15 protein-coding genes and 3 pseudogenes are annotated in these 22,201 nt (G+C 72.4%); 8 read left to right on the forward strand and 10 right to left on the reverse strand.

Annotated elements, in window-relative coordinates; translation table 11 throughout:
• Position 1: 1 nt before the first annotated feature.
• Entirely contained in the window at positions 2-3,280 is a 3,279-nt protein-coding gene (gene lysX / locus ACFZDC_RS02885; protein ID WP_391319563.1) for a bifunctional lysylphosphatidylglycerol synthetase/lysine--tRNA ligase LysX, read from the reverse strand.
• Positions 3,281-3,434: 154 nt separating this feature from the next.
• Between lysX and ACFZDC_RS02890 the strand changes: the two genes are divergently transcribed.
• Together ACFZDC_RS02890 and ACFZDC_RS02895 are read left to right on the forward strand one after the other, a co-directional pair.
• Positions 3,435-3,839, forward strand: coding sequence for a universal stress protein (locus tag ACFZDC_RS02890; protein WP_391319725.1), 405 nt, complete (start codon positions 3,435-3,437; stop codon positions 3,837-3,839).
• Between the two features lie 381 nt (positions 3,840-4,220).
• Positions 4,221-5,645 carry an amino acid permease gene (locus ACFZDC_RS02895; protein WP_391319564.1) on the forward strand — a complete coding sequence of 475 codons (1,425 nt, stop codon included), beginning with the start codon at positions 4,221-4,223 and terminating at the stop codon, positions 5,643-5,645.
• Here the strand turns inward: ACFZDC_RS02895 and ACFZDC_RS02900 are convergent, their stop codons facing one another.
• Complete coding sequence (locus ACFZDC_RS02900) at positions 5,646-6,788, reverse strand: CapA family protein (protein WP_391319565.1); 1,143 nt, start codon at positions 6,786-6,788, stop codon at positions 5,646-5,648.
• Positions 6,789-7,030: 242 nt separating this feature from the next.
• On the opposite strand from ACFZDC_RS02900, the gene ACFZDC_RS02905 reads away from it, so the two are divergent.
• The 3 genes from ACFZDC_RS02905 to ACFZDC_RS02915 all read left to right on the forward strand — a co-directional run bounded on the left by ACFZDC_RS02905 (position 7,031) and on the right by ACFZDC_RS02915 (position 9,084).
• Entirely contained in the window at positions 7,031-7,579 is a 549-nt protein-coding gene (locus tag ACFZDC_RS02905; RefSeq protein WP_391319566.1) for a sigma-70 family RNA polymerase sigma factor, read from the forward strand.
• 151 nt (positions 7,580-7,730) lie between these two features.
• Entirely contained in the window at positions 7,731-8,246 is a 516-nt protein-coding gene (locus ACFZDC_RS02910) for a hypothetical protein (protein ID WP_391319567.1), read from the forward strand.
• 184 nt (positions 8,247-8,430) lie between these two features.
• A complete protein-coding gene (locus ACFZDC_RS02915) occupies positions 8,431-9,084 on the forward strand; it encodes a zf-HC2 domain-containing protein (RefSeq protein ID WP_391319568.1) in 654 nt (217 codons plus the stop codon).
• 9 nt (positions 9,085-9,093) lie between these two features.
• Here ACFZDC_RS02915 and ACFZDC_RS02920 read toward each other — a convergent pair whose 3' ends face one another.
• The 3 genes from ACFZDC_RS02920 to ACFZDC_RS02930 all read right to left on the reverse strand — a co-directional run bounded on the left by ACFZDC_RS02920 (position 9,094) and on the right by ACFZDC_RS02930 (position 13,289).
• A complete protein-coding gene (locus ACFZDC_RS02920; RefSeq protein ID WP_391319569.1) occupies positions 9,094-9,957 on the reverse strand; it encodes a DNA-formamidopyrimidine glycosylase family protein in 864 nt (287 codons plus the stop codon).
• Between the two features lie 40 nt (positions 9,958-9,997).
• Positions 9,998-12,097, reverse strand: a complete 2,100-nt coding sequence (locus ACFZDC_RS02925) for a SpoIIE family protein phosphatase (protein WP_391319570.1) — start codon at positions 12,095-12,097, stop codon at positions 9,998-10,000.
• A 280-nt stretch (positions 12,098-12,377) separates the two neighbouring features.
• Complete coding sequence (locus ACFZDC_RS02930) at positions 12,378-13,289, reverse strand: DUF6777 domain-containing protein (protein WP_391319571.1); 912 nt, start codon at positions 13,287-13,289, stop codon at positions 12,378-12,380.
• Between the two features lie 166 nt (positions 13,290-13,455).
• Between ACFZDC_RS02930 and ACFZDC_RS02935 the strand changes: the two genes are divergently transcribed.
• On the forward strand, positions 13,456-14,874 hold the full coding sequence (locus ACFZDC_RS02935; protein ID WP_391319572.1) for a lipase maturation factor family protein: 1,419 nt from the start codon (positions 13,456-13,458) through the stop codon (positions 14,872-14,874).
• Here the strand turns inward: ACFZDC_RS02935 and ACFZDC_RS02940 are convergent.
• Positions 14,862-15,155: pseudogene (locus ACFZDC_RS02940) on the reverse strand (amidohydrolase family protein); the annotation flags it as partial. The gene ACFZDC_RS02935 and the pseudogene ACFZDC_RS02940 sit on opposite strands and share 13 nt — an antisense overlap.
• On the opposite strand from ACFZDC_RS02940, the pseudogene ACFZDC_RS02945 reads away from it, so the two are divergent.
• Positions 15,149-15,760: pseudogene (locus ACFZDC_RS02945) on the forward strand (FadR/GntR family transcriptional regulator); the annotation flags it as partial. The pseudogenes ACFZDC_RS02940 and ACFZDC_RS02945 sit on opposite strands and share 7 nt — an antisense overlap.
• Positions 15,761-15,776: 16 nt before the next feature.
• Here the strand turns inward: ACFZDC_RS02945 and ACFZDC_RS02950 are convergent.
• The 3 genes and pseudogenes from ACFZDC_RS02950 to ACFZDC_RS02960 form a co-directional block, all read right to left on the reverse strand.
• Positions 15,777-16,244 (reverse strand): DUF4231 domain-containing protein, encoded by a 468-nt coding sequence (locus ACFZDC_RS02950; RefSeq protein WP_391319573.1) that lies wholly within the window; start codon positions 16,242-16,244, stop codon positions 15,777-15,779.
• Between the two features lie 91 nt (positions 16,245-16,335).
• Positions 16,336-19,356, reverse strand: coding sequence for a glycoside hydrolase family 38 C-terminal domain-containing protein (locus ACFZDC_RS02955; RefSeq protein WP_391319574.1), 3,021 nt, complete (start codon positions 19,354-19,356; stop codon positions 16,336-16,338).
• Between the two features lie 30 nt (positions 19,357-19,386).
• Positions 19,387-19,566, reverse strand: a pseudogene (locus tag ACFZDC_RS02960) (hypothetical protein); the annotation flags it as partial.
• A gap of 371 nt (positions 19,567-19,937) precedes the next feature.
• Here ACFZDC_RS02960 and ACFZDC_RS02965 point away from each other — a divergent pair.
• Positions 19,938-21,290, forward strand: a complete 1,353-nt coding sequence (locus tag ACFZDC_RS02965; RefSeq protein WP_391319575.1) for an amidase family protein — start codon at positions 19,938-19,940, stop codon at positions 21,288-21,290.
• A gap of 25 nt (positions 21,291-21,315) precedes the next feature.
• Here ACFZDC_RS02965 and ACFZDC_RS02970 read toward each other — a convergent pair whose 3' ends face one another.
• A complete protein-coding gene (locus tag ACFZDC_RS02970) occupies positions 21,316-22,101 on the reverse strand; it encodes an oxidoreductase (RefSeq protein WP_391319576.1) in 786 nt (261 codons plus the stop codon).
• Positions 22,102-22,201 lie beyond the last annotated feature (100 nt).

Genomic DNA, 22,201 nt, shown 5'->3' on the forward strand with positions numbered 1-22,201 from the left:
TTCAGCGACGGCGCACCAGGGGGAACGGCAGGGTTTCCCGGATCGTCAGACCGGTGAGGAACATGACCAGGCGGTCGACGCCGATGCCGAGACCGCCGGTCGGCGGCATCGCGTACTGGAGGGCGTCGAGGAAGTCCTCGTCGAGTTCCATGGCCTCCGGGTCGCCGCCCGCGGCCAGCAGGGACTGTGCGGTGAGCCGGCGGCGCTGTTCGACGGGGTCGGTCAGCTCGGAGTAGGCGGTGCCGAGTTCGATGCCGAAGGCGACGAGGTCCCAGCGTTCGGCGAGCCGCGGGTCGGTGCGGTGCTGCCGGGTGAGCGGGGAGACGTCGGTCGGGAAGTCCTTGTAGAAGGTGGGCAGCCGGGTCCGCTCCTCGACCAGCCGCTCGTACATCTCCAGGGCCACGTCACCGGGGCCGTCGTCGGCGGTGTACGGCACCCCCGTCCGGTCGCACAGCCGGTGCAGCCGCAGGAGTTCGGTGCCCGGGCCGATCTCCTCGCCCAGTACCTCGGAGAGCGCCCCGTACACGGTCTTCACCGGCCACCGCCCGGAGATGTCGTACTCCTGTCCGTCCTTGCGGGCGACCGGGGAGCCGAAGGCGGCGGTCGCGGCGCCCTGGATCAGCTCGCGGGTCAGGTCGAGCATCACGTCGTAGTCGGCGTGCGCCTGGTACGCCTCCAGCATGGTGAACTCGGGGTTGTGCTTGTAGGAGACGCCCTCGTTGCGGAAGGTGCGGCCCATCTCGAAGACCCTCTCCAGACCGCCGACGCACAGCCGCTTCAGGTACAGCTCGGGGGCGATGCGCAGATACAGGTCGAGGTCGTAGGCGTTGATGTGGGTGGTGAAGGGGCGGGCGTTGGCGCCGCCGTGGATCTGCTGGAGCATCGGGGTCTCGACCTCCAGGTAGCCGCGGTCCAGCAGGCCCTGGCGCAGGGCCTGTACGGCGGCGGAGCGGGCGCGGACCACCTGGCGGGCACCGGGGCTGGTGACCAGGTCGAGGTAGCGGCGGCGGACCCTGGCCTCCGGGTCGGCGAGGCCGCGGCGCTTGTCGGGCAGCGGGTGCAGGCACTTGCCGGTCAGCTGCCAGGAGGTGACGAAGACGGTGGGCTCGCCCTTGTCGCTCGGGCCCGCGTGGCCGGTGGCGGTGATGTGGTCGCCGATGTCGGCCGCGGCCCGGAAGCGGTCGAGTGCGGCCCCGGAACCGTCCCGGGTGAGGGCGAGTTGATGGTCCCCGGACCAGTCGCGCAGGACGACGAAGACGATGCCGCCGAAGTCGCGGACCAGCATGACGCGGCCGGCCACGGTGACGTCCTGGCCCGGCGGGACGTCGGCGAGGGCGTGCGTGGGGGCGGGCACGCCGACCGGGTAGGGATCGGTGCCGGTGGCGCGCAGGTGGTCGAGCTTGCGGTGCCGGACGCGGACCTGTTCGGGCAGGCCCGCGTCCGGGACGGCGGGCCCGGCCTCGTCACCTCCGTCGAGGCCCAGCGCCGTCAGGGACGGCAGCCCCGCGGTGGTGGCGGGCCGCTGTCCCGTCTTCGGGTGCCCCTTTCCCCAGAGTTTGCGCAAGGAAGGTACGGAGACGAATCCCTCGGCGATGCCGGAGGCCAGGCCGATCCGGGCGAGTGAGGCGGTCTCGCCGTAGCAGATGAAGCGCGGGTACCACTCCGGGTGGTACTTGGCGTTGGAGCGGTAGAGGGCCTCCAGCTGCCACCACCGGGAGAAGAACAGCAGCAGCCGGCGCCAGAGTCTGAGGACCGGTCCGGCGCCGATGCGGGCGCCTTCCTCGAACACGGACCGGAAGACGGCGAAGTTCAGCGAGATCCCGCGCACCCCCAGTTTCGGGGCGACCGCGCACAGTTCGGCGACCATGAACTCCATCACCCCGTTGGGGGCGGCGCGGTCACGGCGCATCAGGTCCAGGGAGACACCGTCACGGCCCCAGGGCACGAAGGAGAGCAGGGCGAGGAGCCGGCCGTCCTCGCTCAGGGCCTCCACGAGGAGACAGTCACCGTCGGAGGGGTCGCCCAGCCGGTCCAGGGCCATGGAGAAGCCGCGTTCGGTCTCGGTGTCCCGCCAGGCGTCGGCCTTGGTGACGATCTCCTCCATCTCCCGGTCGGTGAGCGCGGCGTGGCGCCGGATGCGGCAGGTGGCGCCGGTGCGGCGGACGCGGTGCACGGCCTGGCGGGTGACGCGCATGTCGCGGCCGTTCAGGTCGAATCCGGGCACGTGCAGGATCGCCTCGTCGCCGAGCTGGAGGGCGCCGAGTCCGGCGCGCGCGTAGGCACGGGCGCCGGACTCGGAGGCGCCCATCACCGCGGGCGCCCAGGCGTGGCGGCGGGCCACGTCCAGCCAGGCGGCGATGGCGTGCGGCCAGGCCTCGGGGTCGCCGACGGGGTCGCCGCTGGCCAGGCACACGCCGGCCTCGACGCGGTAGGTGACGGCGGCCTTGCCGCTGGAGGAGAAGACGACGGCCTTGTCACGCCGGGTGGCGAAGTAGCCGAGCGAGTCCCGGAAGCCGTACGCCTTGAGGAGGGCGCGGATGCGGGCCTCCTCGTCGTCGTGCAGGGCCGCTTCCAGGCGCTGTGAGCGGAAGAGCGTGGCGGCGGCGTTCAGCAGGGCGAGCGCGCCGAGAAGGCCGAGCACGAAGGTGACCTTGCGCGGCGGGCGGCCGTCGAAGGAGCTGTTGGAGACCAGCCCGCCGCACACCCGGTCGGCCGCCCACGCCAGGTGCTGGCTCTGCGGCAGCGTGCCCGGGAAGAGCGAGACCAGCCCCCAGCCGACCACGACGGCCGCGGCGAGTCCGGCCAGCAGCACGCCCAGGGCCCGCCACACGGCACCGCGGCGGGAGGCGGCGTAGAACTCCTTGCGGGCCAGCACCAGCAGGAGCAGCAGCAGGCCGCACAGCACGAGGGACGGCAGCGACGCGACGTACTGGCCGGGGGCCACGCCGAGGACGTCGGCGAGGACCACCAGGCCCAGGTAGACGACGACCAGCCACCAGGCGACCTTTTTCCGGGCGCCGGTGGCGCCGGCCAGCAGGAAAAGGAACACCGCGTAGGCGAGGTTGGCGCTGATCGGCACCAGGAGCAGATCGAGGCTACGGACGACCGGGCGGAGCAGGACGCGCAGCGGAGCGATGAAGGCGAGCAGGGCGCACAGCAGGCCGAGCGCCGCGAAGAGCGTCGCGAAGGCCTCGGGCACCCAGCCGAGGCGTCCGCCGGCAGGCGGGTGTACCGGGCCCGTGGCATCCCCGCGTGCGGCCGGCTCGGCGGTGGCAGTCATGGTTCCGACTCTAGGAAGGGCCCGGTCGGCGCGCCCGTCGAACGGCCCGGGCCTCGGCGGGACGCGTCGGTTCCGATAATGTCGGGCTGTGACGGAGCAGCACGAACAGCGCGCGCACCAGTTCGAGCGGGGTACGGACGGTCCCAAGGTCATCATGGTCGGGGTGGACGGTTCCGACTCCTCGCTGCGCGCCGCCGCGTACGCGGGCGGCCTGGCCCGGCGCCAGCACGCGCTGCTGGCCGTGGTGTACGTGCAGCCGGTGCTCGCGGCCGGGGCGGCACTCGGGGCACCGGTGGCGGAGACGACCGACGAGATCGCCGAGGACCTGGTCACATACATCCGGGAGGCGGCCGAGCGGCTCAAGGGGATATTCGAGGTGCGCTGGGAGTTCCACACCTTCCGCGGCGACCCGTACAACGGGCTGGTGAAGGCGGCCGACGAACTCAAGGCGGACGCGGTGGTGGTGGGCGCCTCGGAGCAGGCCGGGCACCGCATCATCGGTTCGGTGGCGGTCCGGCTGGTGAAGGCGGGGCGGTGGCCGGTGACGGTCGTGCCGTAGCGGGCCCTCGCGGCAGCGGCGGGGTCGCGAGGAGCAGCTTCCGGCCAGGGCGATCGCGGCGCGCGGGCCGGTGAGGCGGTCAGCAGGCCCCACGGCGCGCCAACGGCACGTGCGCCACAGCCAGTGGTCGTGTGTCCACGATGAGGCACGTGGACCTCAGCCGGACCGGCACCGGTCTGTCCGCACTCCCACTGCGGGACCCGGCCCCGTACGTCCCGGTTCGCCGCCCCGCGCGGCCGGCTCGCCGACCGGCTGCCGGGCCGCCCGGAGGCACGCGCGTGGACACCCGCCCGGGCCGTGCGTGGCGTCTTCCGTACGAGACTCCCCTGAGCCATCATGATCCGCCGTCAGCCGTTTGCCATCGGCGAAGAGGTGAGGCGCATGGCCAGGCTCCATCCGGGTGAAGGAATTCTCCGCCGCAAACCCATCGAACACATCGAGGAGACCGAGCTCGGCGAGGGCCCCAGGCTGGACCGGTCGCTCGGGATGTGGCAGCTCACCGCGATCGGCGTGGGCGGCATCATCGGAGCGGGCATCTTCACGCTGGCCGGCACGGTCGCCAACGGAACGGCCGGGCCGGCTGTGGTGGTGTCGTTCCTCATCGCCGGTCTCGCCAGCGCCTGCGCGGCGCTGTCGTACGCCGAGTTCGCGGGCCTGATCCCGAAGGCGGGGTCGGCGTACACGTACGGCTACGCGGTGCTCGGCGAGTTCGCGGGCTGGTTCATCGGCTGGGACCTGCTGCTGGAGTACACGGCGATCGTGGCCGTGGTGGCGATCGGCATCTCCGGCTACTTCGGCTTCCTGGTCCAGGAGATGGGCGCGAAGCTGCCCGCCTGGATGCTGGGGGCGCCCGGCACGGGGCACGGGCACCGCGTCGACCTGTTCGCGGCCGTGCTGTGCCTGCTGATCGCCTGGCTGCTCACCATGGGCATCCGCAGCGCGGCCCGCTTCGAGACCTTCGTGGTCGCCCTGAAGGTGCTGGTGGTGCTGCTGGTGATCGGGGTCGGCCTGTTCCACATCAACACGGCGAACTACCACCCGTTCTTCCCCTTCGGCATCAGCGGGGCGTTCACGGGTGCGGCGACCGTGTTCTTCGCGGTGTTCGGGTACGACGCCATGTCGACCGCGGCCGAGGAGTCGAAGGACGCGCAGCGGCACATGCCCAAGGCCATCATCTACTCGCTGGCCATCTCGATGGTGCTCTACGTCGCGGCCTGCCTGGTGCTGACGGGCATGCAGAACTACAAGGACATCGACCCGGAGAGCGGCTTCTCCTCGGCGTTCAAGTCGGTGGGCCTGAACGGCCTGGCGGACGTGATCGCGGTCGGCGCGATCATCGGCATCCTCACGGTGATGTTCACCTTCATGCTGGGCGTGACGCGTGTCTGGTTCTCGATGTCCCGTGACGGGCTGCTGCCCGCGTGGTTCGCCAAGACGCACCCGACGCGGCACGTGCCGACCCGGGTGACCTGGATCGTCGGGGCGGGGTCGGCCCTCATCGCGGGGTTCGTCCCGATCGGCCAGGCGGCGGAGCTGACCAACATCGGCATCCTGCTGGCGTTCGTGGTGGTGTGCACGGCGGTGATCGTGCTGCGCTACCGGCAGCCGGAGCTGCCGCGCTCCTTCCGCACCCCGTGGATGCCGTTCCTGCCCGCGCTGGGTGTCGTCTTCTCGATCTGGCTGATCACGTTCCTGCAGTGGCAGACCTGGGTGCGGTTCGCGGTGTGGTTCGCGGTCGGCTGCGTGATCTACTTCGGCTACTCCTACCGCCGCTCCGCGCTGGCCGTACGCCCGCCCGCCGAATGATCATTCCGCCATGACCAGACCGTCGGCGGCGGCGCCGCGGCTGAGGACGACGTCCCTGATGCGGTCGCGCACTCCCTCCAGTTCGGCGCCGCCGGCGATCGCCCGCCCCAGGTCGAGGACCCGGCCGGCGTCGAGGTCGTACATCTGCGGGAGGAACTCGGCCTTGGTCACCTGCCAGCGGTCGCCGGGGTGGGCGGGCGCGGTGAAGGTGAACCGTCCGATGGTGGACTCGTTGCCGCGCGAGTCCTGCACGCCCTTGCGGTTGTAGATCTCGCCGGCGATCTGGTCGCCCAAGCCGTAGACCACCCAGGTGCCGTTGACCTTCTCGTAGGCCTGCGGAACGTGGGCGTGGGTGCCGAGGATCAGGTCGACGTCCGGGCGGCCCTTGGTCGTGGAGGCGGTCAGGCGCTGGGCGAGGGCGACCTGCAGCCCGTCCGGGGCCTCCTGCCACTCGGTCCCCCAGCGCACCGAGACGACGACCACGTCGGCGCCCGCCATCCGGGCGGCCCGGGCGTCGGAGATCATCCGGTCCGCGTCGATCAGGTTGACGGCCCAGGGCTGTCCCGCGGGGAGCGGGTGGCCGTCGGTGCCGTAGGTGTACGACAGGTGCGCGACCCTGGCCGGACCGGCCTGGAGCATCGTGACGGAGCGGGCCTCGGCCTCGGTGCGGGCGGTTCCGGCGTGCTGCAGACCGGCCCGGTCCATGGCGTCCAGGGTGCGCCGGACGCCCGGGGCGCCGTCGTCCAGGACGTGGCTGGAGGCGGTGGAGCAGCCGTCGTAGCCGGTCGTGGTGAGGCCGAGGGCGAGCTGTGGCGGTGCCTTGAAGTCCGTGTAGGCGCCGTCGGGACCGTAGACGGTGTCCATGTGACACAGCGCCAGATCGGCACGGCGGACGACGGGTTCGACGCCGGAGAGCATCGGGCGGAAGTCGTATCCGGTGCGGCCGGCGTCGAAGCCCGCCCGCTCGATGACGGAGCCGTGCGGCAACACCTCGCCGGAGGCGACGAGGGTGAAGTCGCGGACGACGGGCGGCGCCGGGCGGCCCGGGCTCGCGGACTCGTGCCGCGCCTGGTTCTGGCAGGCGGCCGCGGCGGCGAGGAGGGCGGTCAGGGCCAGCGCCACCTGGTGTCTGCGTGCGATCATCAGCTCACCCCAGGATCCTCGTATGTGCGGACGTCTTATTTACCGACAAAACCTTGACGGGCATATGGGTATGAATCCTGCTCTTCACGCAAACGACCCAGGCGCCTGAATTAACCCATCCGGTGCCGTCCTCGTGCAGTCGCGGACCGCTCGTGCGACCGTTCGCCGACACGATCGACCGTCCGTCGCAGAGCCGTGCGCTTCCCCTGTCCCGGGGCAGCACCCTGCGCTGCCATACGGCCATGACGGCCGGAACCTCACTTCCCCACGGGACGACGACCGCCGAGCAGGAGCTCGCCGAACTGCAGCGCGAGCACGGCGGCCCACTCTTCGCGCTGCTGCTGAGGCTGAGCGACGGCGACCGCCAGCGCGCCGAGGACCTGGTGCAGGAGACCCTGGTGCGCGCCTGGCAGCACCCCGAGGCCCTGCACGCGGACGACTTCGACTCCGTACGGCCCTGGCTGCTGACCGTGGGCCGACGGCTCGCGATCGACGCCCGGCGGGCCCGCCAGGCGCGGCCTCCCGAGGTCGGCGACGAGGTGCCCGAGAACGCGCGGGTGACCGCCGACCACGCCGAACGGGCCGCCGCGACGCTCGACGTCCGGGAGGCTGTGAAGACACTCACTCCGGAGCACCGTGACGTTCTGATACTCGTGTACTTCCGGGGGGCCAGTGTGGCGGAGGCGGCGCAAACCCTCGGAATTCCACCCGGTACCGTGAAGTCCCGCGCGTACTACGCGCTGCGCGCCCTGCGCCGAGTCCTTCCGGGTTATGCGGCCGACCTGCGGTGAAACCGGGGCCTGGGTCAAACCTCGGTAAAGCGCCTTGCTGTGACCCCCGTTCGGGCAATCAGCTGTCCTCATCCGTGTTCCGGACGGGGGCCGGTGGGATCGGGTCCAGGGGTTCGGGCGACGCGTACGCACCGGAGGAAGGCAGGAAGGGATGCTGCACAGAGGTCACGAGAGCACGGACGGCACCGGCGGTGGTCAACTGGTCGTCCCCATGGCCTGGCTGTACGCCGAGTACATCGCCGACGAGCTGCTGCGCACCGGCGATCTGATGCCACCGACGTCCTTCGAGTTCCGGGCGGGCCGGGACGCGCTGGCGCTGACCGTCTTCCTCTCCGACACCGACGGCGAGCTCTCCGGCATCCGGGTGGTCTCGCAGCTGGAGAACTGGCTGTCGCTGACGGCGTACGACCAGCCGTGGCAGGAGTGGGTGCGCGAGCGGATGGCCGAGCTGGCCGACGAGGAGGCCGCCTCCGGCACGCCGTCGCCGGACCTGGCACTGGCGGCCGAGGCCTGGCGCTGGCTGGAGGAGACCGAGCTGCTCGCGCCCGATCTGGACGCGGTACCGGGCGGCGGTGCGGTGTTCGGCGAGGACGACGGGCCGAAGGTGTGGACCCCGGCCTGGCGGCTCGGACTGCCCCTCGGACATCTGGCCATCCACCTCTTCTGAGAACGGGCCTGCCACACGTTCGGTCCCTTCGAGTCTTTCTGGAAATCCGACCAATCCGCGGGCCCGGGCGCTCCGAATCTCTTGGTCACGATTCTGTGTGTGCCTTGAGTGATTCGGTTGTCCGCTGCGTACGGGTGGGAGCAAGGAGTAACCCCACCCACACCCTTCGGCACGAGGATTCGGCATGAGGTCCCTGGAAAGGCATCGCGACGTCGGCGCGTACGCGCTCGGCGTGCTGGACGAGGCGGAGGCCTTCCGCTTCGAGGACCACCTCATGGAGTGCCCTCAGTGCGCGGCGCAGGTGACCGAATTCGGTCCCGCGGCACGGCAGTTGATGCTGTACCGCCGAGCCACGCCGCGCTTCGTGCACCCCATGGCCCACCCCGGTCCCCGACTGCTGGACCGGCTCCTGGGCGAGCTGGCACACCGGCACCGGGCTCGGCGCCGTCGTTTCCTGTACGGCCTGGCCGCCTCGGTGGTACTGGCGGTGGCCGGACCGGGGGTCATGGTCTACGCCGGGCACGACGAGCCGGCCGCGCGGGTCACCGCGGCCACCGACCCGGGTACCGGGGTGTGGGCGCGGGTCACCACCGAGGACGGTGACAGCGGCAGCCGCATGCGCCTCGAGGTGAAGGACGCCTCCGGCCCCCACACCTGCCGGCTCGTCGTCGTGGGCCGCGACGGCTCCGAGCAGATCGTCAGCGGCTGGTCCGTGACCGCTCACGACACCGGTACGACCATGACGACGGCCGGCTCCACGATGCATCCCGACGAGATCGCCCGCTACGACGTCCGCACCACGGACGGGCAGCGCCTGGTGTCGCTGCCGCCGCGGTAGCCGCGGGAGTCACTTCAGCAGCTTGGACAGTCTGCGGTCCGCGAGGGGTTTGCCGCCGGTCTGGCAGGTGGGGCAGTACTGCAGCGAGGAGTCGCTGAAGGAGACCTCGCGGATGGTGTCGCCACAGACCGGGCAGGGCTCGCCGGTGCGGCCGTGGACGCGCAGGCCACTCTTCTTCTCCGCCTTCAGGTGTCCCGCGGCCAGTCCCCGCGAGCGCTCGACCGCTTCGGTGAGGGTCCGGCGCAGCGCCTCGTACAGCGTCCGGGTCTCCTCGGGGGTCAGGGACGCGGCGAGTTTGAACGGGGACATCTTCGCGGCGTGCAGGATCTCGTCGCTGTAGGCGTTGCCGACGCCCGCGATCAGGCTCTGGTCGCGCAGCGCGCCCTTGATCTGGCGTCGCTCGTCCTTCAGCAGGGCGGCGAAACGGTCCTCGTCGAAGCCGGCGGCGAGCGGGTCGGGGCCGAGGCGGGCGATGCCGGGGACCTCCTGCGGGTCGTGCACGACGTACACCGCGAGGCGCTTTTGGGTGCCGGCCTCGGTGAGGTCGAAGCCCTCGCCCGTCTCCAGCGCCACGCGCAGTGCGAGCGGACCCTTGCCCGGGCGGGGCGGGCCGTCGGGCAGCCGGTCCTTCCACTGGAGCCAGCCCGCGCGGGCCAGGTGGGTCACCAGGTGCAGCCCGCCGCCCGTCTCGAGGTCGAGGAACTTGCCGTACCGGTGCACGGCGGTCACCTCGGCTCCCTCCACGGCGGTGACCGGGGGGTCGTACGTCTTCAGGACGCTGATGGCGACCGGCAGCACCCGCACCACGCGGCGGCCGACCAGGTGCTCGGTGAGGAAGTCCTTCAGCGCTTCTACCTCGGGCAGTTCCGGCATACGTCCAGAGTGCCATCCGGCAGCGACGACGAGCGGCTCCTCAGACCCCGGCCCGTGCCTCTTCCGGCACCTCGAATTCGCACCACACGGCCTTGCCGCCGCCGCGCGCCTCCACGCCCCACACGTCGGTGAGCCGGTCGACGAGGAGCAGTCCGCGGCCGGAGACGCCGTTCTCCCCGGCGTCGCGGCGACGCGGCAGAGCGCTGGAGGAGTCCTCGACCTCGACGCGCAGCCGGCGGCCGGAGCCCTCGAGGACGCGCACGGTGACGATCGCGGAGCCCTCGGTGTGCATCAGCGCGTTGGTGATCAGCTCGTCGGCGACCAGCTCGATCTCGTCGGCCCGGTCCCGGGCGCCCCAGGTCCGGACCGCGGCGCGGATCATGTGCCGGGCCTGGGTGAGGGCCTCGGGGTCGCCGGGTGCCACGTGCTGCTGGAGCCGGCCCCCGGCCCGCGGGGCCTCCCGGGCGCGGCGTCGCAGCAGGAGCAGGGCCACGTCGTCGTCACCCCTCAGCTCCTCTGCCACCTCGATCAGCCGGTCGGCGAGGTCGCGGACGTCGTCCGGACCCTTGTCGACCAGGTCCGTCAGGGTGCGCATCCCGTCGTCGAGGTCGATGCCGGGCTGTTCGACCAGCCCGTCGGTGAACAGCAGCAGGGTGTGGCCGGGGTCGAGTTCGAGGGTGGAGACGGGGTACTCCAGCCGGCCGAACTCGGCGGACAGGCCGAGCGGCAGCCCGCCCTCGACCGGGACCCGGCAGCAGCTGCCGTCGGCGTGCCGGACCAGCGGGTCGATGTGCCCGGCGCGAACCACCTGGACGACCCCGGTGGACAGGTCGGCCTCCGCGTACAGGCAGGTGGCGAAGCGGTCGGTGTCGAGTTCGCGCAGGAAGACGGAGGCGCGGGCCATCACGGTGGCCGGGGTGTGTCCCTCGGCGGCGTAGGCGCGCAGCACGATGCGCAGCTGACCCATCACGGCCGCCGCGTGCGTGTCGTGGCCCTGCACGTCGCCGATGACCGCGCCGACCTTCTCGCCGGGCAGCGGGATCACGTCGTACCAGTCGCCGCCTATGTCCCGGCCGAGGGCCCCGCCGACGGTGGCGGCGCGGTAGCGGACGGCCACGTCGGCGCCGCGGACGCTCGGGATGGTCCGGGGCAGCATCGCCTGCTGCAGCCCCTGGGCGAGGTCCTTCTCCTGCTCGTAGAGCATGGCCCGCTGCAGGCTCTGCGCGATGCTGCTGCCGAGTGCGACGAGCACGTTGCGCTCCTCCGGCGAGAAGCCGCGCCGGTCGCTGTAGAGCAGGCCCATCGCGCCGATGGGGCGGGCCTGGGCGATCAGCGGCAGATAGGCGGCGGAGGTGATGTGCAGGTCGGTGATCTGCCGCCACAGGAGGGGGAAGCGCTCGGCGAAGTCCTCGGGGGACTCGATGAAGCAGGCGCTGAGGGTCCGCACCGCCTCGCTCATCGGGTACGGCTCCTCGATCCGGGTGACACGGGTGCCCGGCACGAAGCTGCCCACGGGGCCCTCGGCGACCAGCCGGATACGGTCGGCCTCGACCAGGCCGAGGACCATGCTGGTGGAACCGAGGAGGGTCAGGCCGTGGCTGTCCTTGACGACGTCGATGACGTCCTGGACGGTGCGGGCGTGGGCGAGGGCGGCCGTGGCGATCTGGACGATGTTGGTCTGCTCGCGCCGGGCGGCGTCCTGGGCGGCCGCGTCCCGGCGCACCACTCGCTCGCCGAGCTCCTCGGTGGCATCCCGGACGATCCCGATGATCCGGCGCGGGCGGCCCGTATCGTCCCGCCGTATGTAGCCCTGGGTGTGGGTCCAGCGCAGGGTGCCGTCGCGGCGCCGGACGCGGAAGTACGCGCCGTAGTTCTCCCGGCCGTCCTTGATGGCCTGGGCCACGAGGGTGTCCAGACGGTGGCCCTCCGCCCTGGGCACCCGGACGGACAGGTTCTCGGGGTGGCCGTCGTATTCCTCGGGGCGCATGTCGAAGATCTCGTGCGCCTGGGCGTCCATGCTGAACAGACCGGTGTCCAGGTCCCAGTCGAAGCTGCCCATGTGGTTGAGCGCCAGGATCGGATCCGGGTGGGCGGGCCAGTCCTCCGGGAGTGACGGGGCACTCGCTCCCCGATCAGCCATGGAGCCACCTTGCCAGGGTTTGTTCGATTCTTCGAGTGGGGCATGGGGCGGCGCGAGGCCGGCGGGGCCGCCGGACACGCCGTCGGCGGAGACCTCCGACGCCTCCTGCGGGAGCGCCGTGCCCGCGTCGGCTCTCGGGCCCGGGCTCTCAGCCTGCCGCGCTCGCCCGCCCCCGACGCCCCGCGCGCCGCCCGGCCGGGCCGGTGTCGCTGCCGGCGGCGGGCGGGAGGCAGTCGTCGGGGCCGGCGGGCGACGGGATCGCACAGCCGGCGGCGAGCCGCTACGCGACGGCCGGGGCGGCACCGCCCGGCGCCCGCCCCGTCTCACCCGAAGAGACGCCCGGGAGACCCTCGTGCGGGCTCTGCTGAGCGGTGCGCGCCGGTTCGGTGTTGCCGGGGAACAGGGTCGCCGGGGCGGGCGCGGGTACGACGCGGTCGTGGTGGACGTCGGGGCCGATCCGGCGTGCGATCCAGGTGCCGGTCGCCGTGTCGAAGAGGGTGATGTCGGTGAGGGCCCGGGGCCCGGGAGTCACCACGATCACCTCGGTGGGCCGGTACCCCGGCCAGGCGGTGCCTCGGGTGCTCGGGGCGCCGGAGAGGGGCTGGGGCGGCGTGAGCGGGTTGCCGCACAGGCAGCGGACGCGTGGCACGCCGCGGGCGTCGACGAGGACGGCGGTGCCGGCCTGCAGAACGGACTGGAAGCCGGTGGCCCGGTGCTCGACGTAGGAGTGGTTGGTGACGCTGGTGTCGGTGCGGAGCACGACCGGGGTCAGTCCGCGCAGGTAGCGGGGCAGGGACGCGCGGGGGACGCCCGCCACCCGGGCGAAGGCGTCGCCCTTGGCGCGGTCGGCGGCCAGGTGGCCGATCTGCCGCTCGACGTCGCAGCCGGCGGCATGCGCGGTGCCGCCGTAGAGGCCCGGGATCGCCCCGGAGAATACGCGCGGCAGATGCGGGGGCGCCGGATCCCGGGCGACGGGCAGCGGTGACTGCGCCGCACGGGTGGCGGGCGCCGTGGTGGCCGTGGGGCCGGTGAAGGGGTCGGGCCCCGGGACCGCTGCGGGCTGCAGGAAGACCACCGACTGCGGGCCGACCGCCTTGACCGTGTCACCGACGCAGCCGGCGACGAGGATCGCCGTCGAGAGCGCCCAGGCCGTGACGAGGGATTCGGCGGGTATCCGTCGGGGTCTTCGCACCGCGTTCTCCCGCAATCATCTCGGCTGCCGATTTGTCTCTCATTGTCTGCTTCGCTCCCTTGCGTTACGCAACTGGAAGGGTGCGGTACACGGAGTGACGGGCCCTTTCCCGCGCCGCTGGGTCTCGCTCGCCCCGCGGCCACAATGGAGGCAGGAGCGCACAGCCGTGGACTGGTTCACCGCACCCGACTACTGGCTGAGCCGGCTGGTCTTCCAGCGGGCTCTGGCCGCTGTGTACCTCATCGCGTTCCTGGTGGCCGCCCTGCAGTTCCGGCCCCTGCTGGGCGAGCGCGGCATGCTGCCGATCCCGCGCTTCGCGGCTCGGGTGCCGTTCAAACGGGCCCCGAGCCTGTTCCAGCTGCACTACTCGGACCGCTCCTTCGCGGTCTGCGCCTGGGCGGGCTGCGCGGTGTCGGCGGCTCTGCTCGCCGGCGCGGACTCCCTGCTGCCGCTGTGGGGCGGCATCCTGCTGTGGCTGGTGCCGTGGGCGCTGTACCTGTCGATCGTCAACGTGGGGCAGACCTGGTACGCGTTCGGCTGGGAGTCGCTGCTGCTCGAGACCGGCTTCCTGGCCTCATTCCTCGGCAACGACGAGGTCGCACCGCCCGTCGTCGTACTGTTCCTGCTGCGCTGGATCCTGTTCCGGGTCGAGTTCGGCGCCGGGCTGATCAAGCTCCGGGGCGACGCGTGCTGGCGGAAGCTGACCTGCCTGTACTACCACCACGAAACACAGCCGATGCCGGGCCCGCTGAGCTGGTTCTTCCACCACCTGCCGAAGCCGCTGCACAAGGCGGAGGTGGCGGCGAACCACTTCACCCAACTGGTCGTGCCCGTCCTGCTCTTCGCTCCCCAGCCGATCGCCTCGGCCGCCGCCGCCCTGATGATCGTCACCCAGCTGTGGCTGGTGCTGTCCGGCAACTTCTCCTGGCTGAACTGGATCACCATCGTCCTGGCCCTGTCCGCGCTCCGGCTGCCCACGACGGCACCGTCCGTGCCCGCGGCACCCCTCTGGTACACGATCATGGTGCTCGCGGTCGCCGCGCTGCTGCTCTTCCTGAGCTACCGACCGGTGGTGAACATGGTCTCCCGGCGCCAGGTCATGAACCGCTCCTTCGATCCGCTGCACCTGGTGAACACGTACGGCGCGTTCGGCAGCGTCAGCCGGGTCCGCTACGAGGTGGTGGTCGAGGGCACGCTGGACGACGTACCGCGGGAGGACTCGGACTGGCGGGAGTACGAGTTCAAGGGCAAGCCCGGCGATCCCCGGCACTGGCCGCGCCAGTTCGCGCCCTACCATCTGCGCCTGGACTGGCTGATGTGGTTCGCCGCCCTGTCTCCCGCCTACGCGGGCGACTGGTTCGGCGGCCTGGTGGAGCGGCTGCTGGAGAACGACCGCGACACCCTGAAGCTGTTGCGCCGCTCCCCCTTCCCGCCGGACACCCCGCCCCGCCACATCCGCGCGCGTCTCTTCCGCTACCGGTACACCACCTGGCGGGAGCTGCGGGAGACGGGGGCGTGCTGGGAGCGGACGTATGTGCGGGAGTATCTGCCGCCGACACGATTGGCGGCGGCTCAGAGGTCGTAGACGCGCCTCGCGGTGCCCTCGTAGACGGCGGTGTGCTCCACCGCGCTGAGGCCCGAGGTCAGCTCCCCCGCGATGTCCCGCACGCCGGCGTAGGGGGCCGCCAGTGTGCACACCGGCCAGTCGGAGCCGAACATCAGGCGGTCGGCGCCGAAGGCCTCCAGGGCGGTGTCCGCGTACGGGCGCAGGTCGTCCGTCGTCCAGGCGGCTGGGTCGGCCTCGGTGACCAGGCCGGAGAGTTTGGCGGCGGTGTTGGGGAGGGCGGCCAGCGCGCGCAGGCCAGCGCATGCCGACCGAGCGCGATCTCGCGGCCCAACTGGGCATCTCCCGCAGCTCGATGCGCGAGGCGATCCGCGCGCTGACGGTCATGGGCGTCCTGGAGGCCCGGCACGGGTCCGGCATCTATGTCACCGCGCTGGAGGCCGGCGACCTGCTGGAGTCGTTCGGCGTGGTCGCCGACCTGTCCCGGGGGCCGCGTCTGGTGGAGCTGCTGGAGGTGCGCCGGATCCTGGAGTCCACGGCGACCGCCCTCGCCGCGGCACGCATCACCGCCGACCAACTCGTCGAGGTGGAGAAGCACTTGGCGGCGATGAACGCCACCGAGGATCCCGAGGAGATCCTCGCCCACGACCTGGCCTTCCACCGCGAGATCGCGTCCGCCGCGGGCAACGAGACGATGGCCGCCATCCTGGAGGGCCTGTCCTCCCGCACCTTCCGGGCCCGCGTCTGGCGCGGCTACCAGGAGGAGGGCGCCTTCACCCGCACCCGCCGCGAACACGCCGCCATCCACCGCGCACTGGCCGCACGCGACCCGGAAGCGGCCCGGGCGGCCGCGGCGGCACACGTGGGCGAGGTGGAGGAGTGGCTGCGGGCCCAGCCGGGGCCCTGACCGGCCCCCTCCTCGGTCAGACTGCCACCGGGGGAAGAGGCGGTTCCGGGCGTCCTCCCTGCGCCTCGGACCACGCACGCAACTCGTTCGCGCCGACCTCCTCGACCACGGTCTGCAGCGCCCGCCGGGCCGCTGCGTCGCGTTCGGTCTCGGGCAGGAGCAGGTAGCGGTCGAGTGCCCGGCGCAGCGACTCCCTCGCCTGCGCGGCCAGCACCCAGCGCGACCCGGCGCCGTACAGCTGGCGCATGCCGGTGAAGAAGACGGCGCCGCCCGCGATCAGCGCGGTCAGCCAGGCGGGAGCGTGCAGACCGGCGGCCACGACCGTCACCGACGTGGTGAGAAGAGCACCCAGCTCGGTGCCGTGATGCAGCTTCCTGGCCCGGTCGACGGCCCGTGCGTAGAACGCCAACTCCCGCTGGGCGAGGGCCAGCAGGGGATCCGGCTCCGCAGCCCAGGAGGTGTCGGGGACCCTTCTTCGTCTCATCGGCACATCATCGTGGCTGTGCCGGCGCCGGGAAAAGCCGGGGCCGGTGGGCAAGGGCGGGTGCGCCGGGCCGCCCTTGCCCACCGCGGGTTCACGCCCGGCGCAGCCGCAGCGTCATCAGTTCGAACGGGCGCAGCCGTACGGCGATCCGGTCGCCGTCCCGCACCGGCGGCTCGCCGTCGTCGGCCGGTCGCTCCAACAGGTCGGTCACGGTGACGTCCCCGACGTCGAAGCCAGCTGTGAGGGTCGCCCGGGCCCGGCCGCCGTGGGCCTCGTGGAAGCGGACCACCACGTCGCCGCTGCCGTCGTCGGCCAGCTTCACGGCGGTGACGACGACCGCCTCGTTGTCCACCGTGACCAGCGGGGACACCTCGCCGGCACCGGTCGTGCACCGCTCGGGCAGGTTGATCCGCCAGCCCTCGCGGACCGCGTCGGCGATCCGCGCGCCGGGGATCAGCGCGTGCCGGAACCGGTGCACGCCCTGGTCGGTCTCGGGGTCGGGGAAGCGCGGGGCGCGCAGGAGGGAGACCCGGACCGTGGTGGTCGTACCGCGGTCGCCGTCGGTGCGCACCGTGCGGGTCACGTCGTGGCCGTAGGTCGAGTCGTTGACGACCGCGACGCCCCAGCCGGGTTCCGCCAGGTGCACGAAGCGGTGGTTGCAGGCCTCGAACTTGGCCGCCTCCCAGGAGGTGTTGGTGTGCGTGGGCCGGTAGAAGTGCCCGAACTGGGTCTCCGACGCGTACCGTTCGGCGTGCAGGTCGAGCGGGAAGGCCAGCTTCAGGAACTTCTCCGTCTCGTGCCAGTCGACCTCCGTGTCCAGCACCAGCCGCCGCTCTCCCGGCGCCAGCGACAGCACCTGGACGACGCGGGACGCGCCGAAGGTCCGTACGATCCGCACCGAGGCGCCGTCCTCGCCCGCCGTCACCGAGTCGGCGTCCGTGAGGTCCGTGACCGTGTTCCGGTAGAACTCGTCCACGTCCCAGGCGTCCCACATGTTCGGGAAGTCGGGGTGCAGCTGCAGGAGGTTGGCGGCGCCGCCCGGGGCGATCGTCTCGCGGTCGGCCTCGATGTCGTGGGCGGAGACGACCAGACCCCGCGCGTCGATCTCGATCCGCAGCAGGCCATTGTCCAGGACGTGTCCGCCGTCCGGGCGCGGCCCGAGCGTCGTCACGCCCTCCGTCCGCGCCACTGCCGCCCCTCCTGCCGGGACGCCGGCGCACGGGTGCGGGGCGGCGTTGAACACCAGGGGCGTCTCCCCCTCGCCCGCCAGCGCCCGTTGGGCGGCCTCGACGATCCCGTGCAGCTCGGCGGCGATCCGCTCGTACGTCGCCCGGGCCTCCCGGTGCACCCAGGCGATGGAGGAGCCGGGCAGGATGTCGTGGAACTGGTGCAGCAGGACCGTCTTCCAGATCCGGTCCAACGCCTCGTAGGGGTAGGGGAAACCGGTGCGCACGGCGGCGGTGGCCGCCCACAGCTCGGCCTCGCGCAGCAAGTGTTCGCTGCGGCGGTTGCCCTGCTTGGTCCTCGCCTGGCTGGTGAGGGTGGCCCGGTGCAGTTCGAGGTACAGCTCGCCGACCCAGACGGGCGGCTCGGGGTATTCGGCCTCGGCCTTCTCGAAGAACGCCCGGGGTGTTTCCCAGGTGACGGTCGCCGAGCCCTCGAGGTCGCGCAGCCGGGCCGCCTTGGCGACCATCTCGCGGGTCGTGCCGCCGCCTCCGTCGCCCCAGCCGGTGGGCGCGAGGGAGTGCCGGGCCCGGCCCTTGTCCTTGAAGTTCCGTGCCGCGTGGGCGATCTCGCTGCCCTTCATCGAGCAGTTGTAGGTGTCGACGGGCGGGAAGTGCGTGAAGATCCGGGTGCCGTCGATGCCCTCCCACCGGAAGGTGTGATGGGGGAACTCGTTCGTCTGCGACCACGAGATCTTCTGCGTCAGCAGCCACTTGGAGCCCGCCGCCCTGATGATCTGCGGCAGTCCGGCGGCGAAGCCGAAGGTGTCGGGCAGCCACGCCTCCTCGTTCTCGATGCCGAACTCGTCGAGGAAGAACCTCTTGCCGTGCACGAACTGGCGGGCCATCGCCTCCGAGCCCGGCATGTTGGTGTCCGACTCCACCCACATCCCGCCGGCCGGCACGAACCGCCCGTCCGCCACGGCCTTCTTCACCCGGGCCCACACCTCGGGCCGGTGCTCCTTCACCCACGCCCACTGCTGCGCCTGGGACATGGCGAAGACGAACTCCGGCTCGTCCTCGATCAGCGCGGTCATGTTGGACGTCGTACGGGCCACCTTGCGCACGGTCTCGCGCAGCGGCCACAGCCACGCCGAGTCGATGTGCGCGTGCCCGACGGCGCTGATGCGGTGGGCGGAGGGCACGGCGGGGGCCGACAGCACGCCGCTGAGCCGCTCCCGGGCGCGGTCGGCCGTGCCGTTCACGTCCTGGAGGTCCACGGCGTCCAGGGCCCGGTCGACCGCGCGCAGGATGTCGTGGCGGCGCGCGGAGTCCACGGGCAGCTCGGCCATCAGCTCGCCCAGCACCTCCAGGTCCAGCACCAGCTGCCACACGGTCTCGTCGAGGACGGCCAGGTCCATGCGGGTGAGCGTGTACTGCGGCTCGTGCCCGGCGGTGTCCTTGTCGCCGAGCGTGGTGGGCCGGAAGGGGTGGTAGTCGAGGATGACCGGGTTGGAGGCGGCCTCGATGTGCAGGCGCACCTCCTCCCCGCCCGCGACGGGCGCGCCGACGCGCACCCACTGGTTGCGGGGGTTGAGGCCCTTCACCGGGGTGCCGTCGGGCCGGTACACCAGGCCCTCGCACTGGAAACCGGGCATGTTCTCGTCGAAGCCCAGGTCGAGCAGGGCCTCCACGGTCCTTCCCGCCCAGGCCTCGGGCACGGTCCCGGTCACCCGGAACCAACTGGTGCCCCACGGAGCGCCCCACCGGGCGCCCACCTCGATCGGCGCGGGCTCGGCCGCCAGTCCCTCGGCGACCGGCACGGGCTCGCCCGGGGCGTGCCAGACGGCGACCTCCAGCGGCACGGACTCGGGGTACACGGCGGGACGGATGCGTTCGTCGAGGACTCGCCGGAGGCGGGCTTCGACCAGGTTGCGGTCGTCATGCATGCGGGGTGCTCCCTGCTGGGTTCCGGGTGATTACCAGGTGTGGGTGACGGTCACGGGAGTCGAGGCGTTGTAGAGCTCCCCCACGGCGCGCAGTTCGAATCGTGCGGGCGCCTCCCCCGGTGCCGGCCGCAGACCGGCGTCGAAGAAGGCGCGCCGGCAGGTGCCGCCGAGGAAGCGGCGGGTGCCGTCGGGCAGGAGCCGGTGGAGCTCAAGTGCCTCCTTGGGGGATGGGGAGTACCTGGTCGGGAGTGACGACTTCGGTGAAGCCGCGCGTGGCGAGGTGTCGGCGACCAGCCGGAAGAAGGCGTCGAAGACGGGGCCGCCGGGGGCACGGCGGGAACGGCGAGCGGGGTCGGCGGAACAAGCGCGCATCGCGGGCCTGCTGCCCGCCGGCCTGCGGGCGTACGTCGAGCGCACGCCCCGATGACGGAGCGGTCGGTTCCGTGATCGGTGCGGCCCGAACTCCGGCCGCGACAGGCCGAGGGACCTCTCGACGCGGCGCAGGGGATCGTGCACAGTTCTCCCTGCGTACCGCCGAGTACGCTCCCGCGCACCACACCGTCCCCTCCCGAGGAGCACCTGTGACCAGCTGGGTCGGCCGGACTGCCGCCGAGATCGCCGCCGCCGTACGCGAGAGGCGGGCCACACCCCGTGAGGTGGTGGCGGAGCACCTGGCGCGGATCGAGCGCCTCGACGGCCGCATCGGCGCGTTCCGCAAGGTGCTGGCCGAGTCCGCGCTCGCCGCGGCCGACCAGGTGGCGGGCCGGACGGATCTGGCCGAACTCCCCCTGGCCGGCGTCCCCGTGGCCGTCAAGGACAACCTCGCGGTCCGCGGTGAGTCCATGCTGGTCGGCTCGGCCGCCACGCCGGACACACCGGCCGAGGACGACCATGTCACCGTGGCCCGGCTGCGTACGGCGGGCGCGGTGGTCGTGGGTCTGACGAACGTGCCCGAGCTGTGTGTCTTCGGCACCACGGAGGGTGCGCATGGAACCGCCCGCAACCCCTGGGACACCTCCCGCACGGCGGGCGGTTCGTCCGGGGGCAGCGCGGCGGCGGTGGCGGCGGGTCTGGTGCCGCTCGCGCTCGGCAACGACGGCATGGGGTCGCTGCGCATCCCGGCGGCCAACTGCGGGCTGGTCACGCTGAAGCCGGGACGCGGAGTGGTTCCGGCGGGGATCGGCAACGGCGACTGGTTCGGCATGGCGGAGAACGGTCCGCTGGCGACGACGGTCGAGGATCTGCGGCTGATGCTGTCGGTCCTCGCGGACGCCGAGTTCGCGACCCCTGAGGAGCGGACCCCGCTCAGGATCGCCGTCGCCCTGCGCAGCCCGCTGGCCGGGGTGAGCGTGAGCGAGCCGTATACGACCGCGGTACGACAGGCGGCCGGAGCCCTGGCCAAGGCCGGGCACCGGGTCCGGCGGGCCGAGCCGCCCTATCCCCTCTCCCTGGGCGTCACCTCGCTCCAGCACTGGACGGCCGGCACGGCGGTGGACGCCGAGGGCCTCGACCCGGCGCGGCTGGTCCGGCGGACCCGGGTGCACGCGGGTGTGGGCCGCCGCTTCGTCCACTCGGTCCGCACCGGTGACCGGCGCGAACGCCTCCGCGCCCGGCTGACCCCCTTCTTCGCCGAGCACGACGTCCTGCTCACCCCGGCCCTCGCCCGCCGCTCCCCCAAGGCCGGCCCCTGGCACGAGCGGGGCTGGCTGCGCAACGTTCTGGCGAACACGGCCTATTCACCCTTCACCCCGCCGTGGAACCTGACGGGCTGGCCGGCGATGTCGGTTCCCTTCGGCACACTCCCCTCCGGCGCCCCCTGCGCCGTACAGCTGGTCGGCCGCCCCGGCACGGAGGAGGGCCTGCTGGCCCTGGCGGAGCAGTTGGAGAGCCGCTACCCCTGGCAGCGGACGGCGCCGCTGGCGGATCAGCGGTAGCGGACCTCACGCCTGTCACGCAGATTCAGACGGTGGGGGTGGTGCCGCCGTCGATGACGTGTTCGGCGCCGACGATGGCCGAGGCGCGGTCGGAGACGAGGAAGGCGACGAGCTCGGCGACCTCCTCGGGCCGGTTGGGACGGCCGAGCGGGATGCCACCCAGGGAGTCCATGAGCCGGCCCAGCGCCGCTTCCTGGGTGACGTCTGCGTCGTGGGCGATCCGGGCGATGAGGTTGTCGGCGGCCGAGGTCTGCACGAAGCCGGGCGAGACGGTGTTGACGCGGACGCCGTGCGGGGCGACTTCGTTGGCGAGGCCCTTGCTGTAGGTGGTCAGGGCGGCCTTGGCGGCGGCGTAGGCCAGAGTTCCGTTCCACAGCGGCATGCGGCGCTGGATCGAGGTGACGTGCACGACCGCGCCCTTGCCCATGGAGATCATGTGCGGCAGAAGCGCGCGGTCCAGACGGACGGCGGCCAGCAGGTTGGTGTTCAGCTCCCTGGCCCAGTCGTCCTCACCGAGCGCTGCGAACCCTCCGGCCGGCGCCTCGGACCCGCCAAGGGTGTTGACCAGGATGTCGACGCCTCCCACCCGGGCGTCCACCTCGGCGGCCACGTGGGCTGCGCCCTGGGCGGTGGACAGGTCGGCGGTGATGAACGCCTCCTCCTCGATGTCGTCGGGGCGGCTGCGGGCGGTGACCAGTACGGTTGCGCCGGCCTGGGCGAGACGTCGGGCGACGGCCGCTCCGATGCCCTTGGTGCCTCCGGTGACCAGAGCACGCCGGCCCTCGAGGGATTCGCTGATGGATGTGGTCACGGTGTGCTCCGTTCCCGGGCGGGGGCGCAGAAGCCACCACTCCCGTCATTTACACGGTCGGCCACCCCCGCGGAGGCGTACGGCCGCCCCGGACAAGCAC

The sequence above is a fragment of the Streptomyces sp. NPDC007905 genome, assembly GCF_042959345.1.
Classification (GTDB): Bacteria; Actinomycetota; Actinomycetes; order Streptomycetales; family Streptomycetaceae; genus Streptomyces.

Coding starts and splice junctions, on each gene's coding strand:
- lysX (WP_391319563.1), bottom strand. CDS start 3,280: ATGACTGCCACCGCCGAGCCGGCCGCACGCGGGGATGCCACGGGCCCG.
- ACFZDC_RS02890 (WP_391319725.1), top strand. CDS start 3,435: ATGGTCGGGGTGGACGGTTCCGACTCCTCGCTGCGCGCCGCCGCGTAC.
- ACFZDC_RS02895 (WP_391319564.1), top strand. CDS start 4,221: ATGGCCAGGCTCCATCCGGGTGAAGGAATTCTCCGCCGCAAACCCATC.
- ACFZDC_RS02900 (WP_391319565.1), bottom strand. CDS start 6,788: ATGATCGCACGCAGACACCAGGTGGCGCTGGCCCTGACCGCCCTCCTC.
- ACFZDC_RS02905 (WP_391319566.1), top strand. CDS start 7,031: ATGACGGCCGGAACCTCACTTCCCCACGGGACGACGACCGCCGAGCAG.
- ACFZDC_RS02910 (WP_391319567.1), top strand. CDS start 7,731: ATGCTGCACAGAGGTCACGAGAGCACGGACGGCACCGGCGGTGGTCAA.
- ACFZDC_RS02915 (WP_391319568.1), top strand. CDS start 8,431: ATGAGGTCCCTGGAAAGGCATCGCGACGTCGGCGCGTACGCGCTCGGC.
- ACFZDC_RS02920 (WP_391319569.1), bottom strand. CDS start 9,957: ATGCCGGAACTGCCCGAGGTAGAAGCGCTGAAGGACTTCCTCACCGAG.
- ACFZDC_RS02925 (WP_391319570.1), bottom strand. CDS start 12,097: ATGGCTGATCGGGGAGCGAGTGCCCCGTCACTCCCGGAGGACTGGCCC.
- ACFZDC_RS02950 (WP_391319573.1), bottom strand. CDS start 16,244: ATGAGACGAAGAAGGGTCCCCGACACCTCCTGGGCTGCGGAGCCGGAT.
- ACFZDC_RS02955 (WP_391319574.1), bottom strand. CDS start 19,356: ATGCATGACGACCGCAACCTGGTCGAAGCCCGCCTCCGGCGAGTCCTC.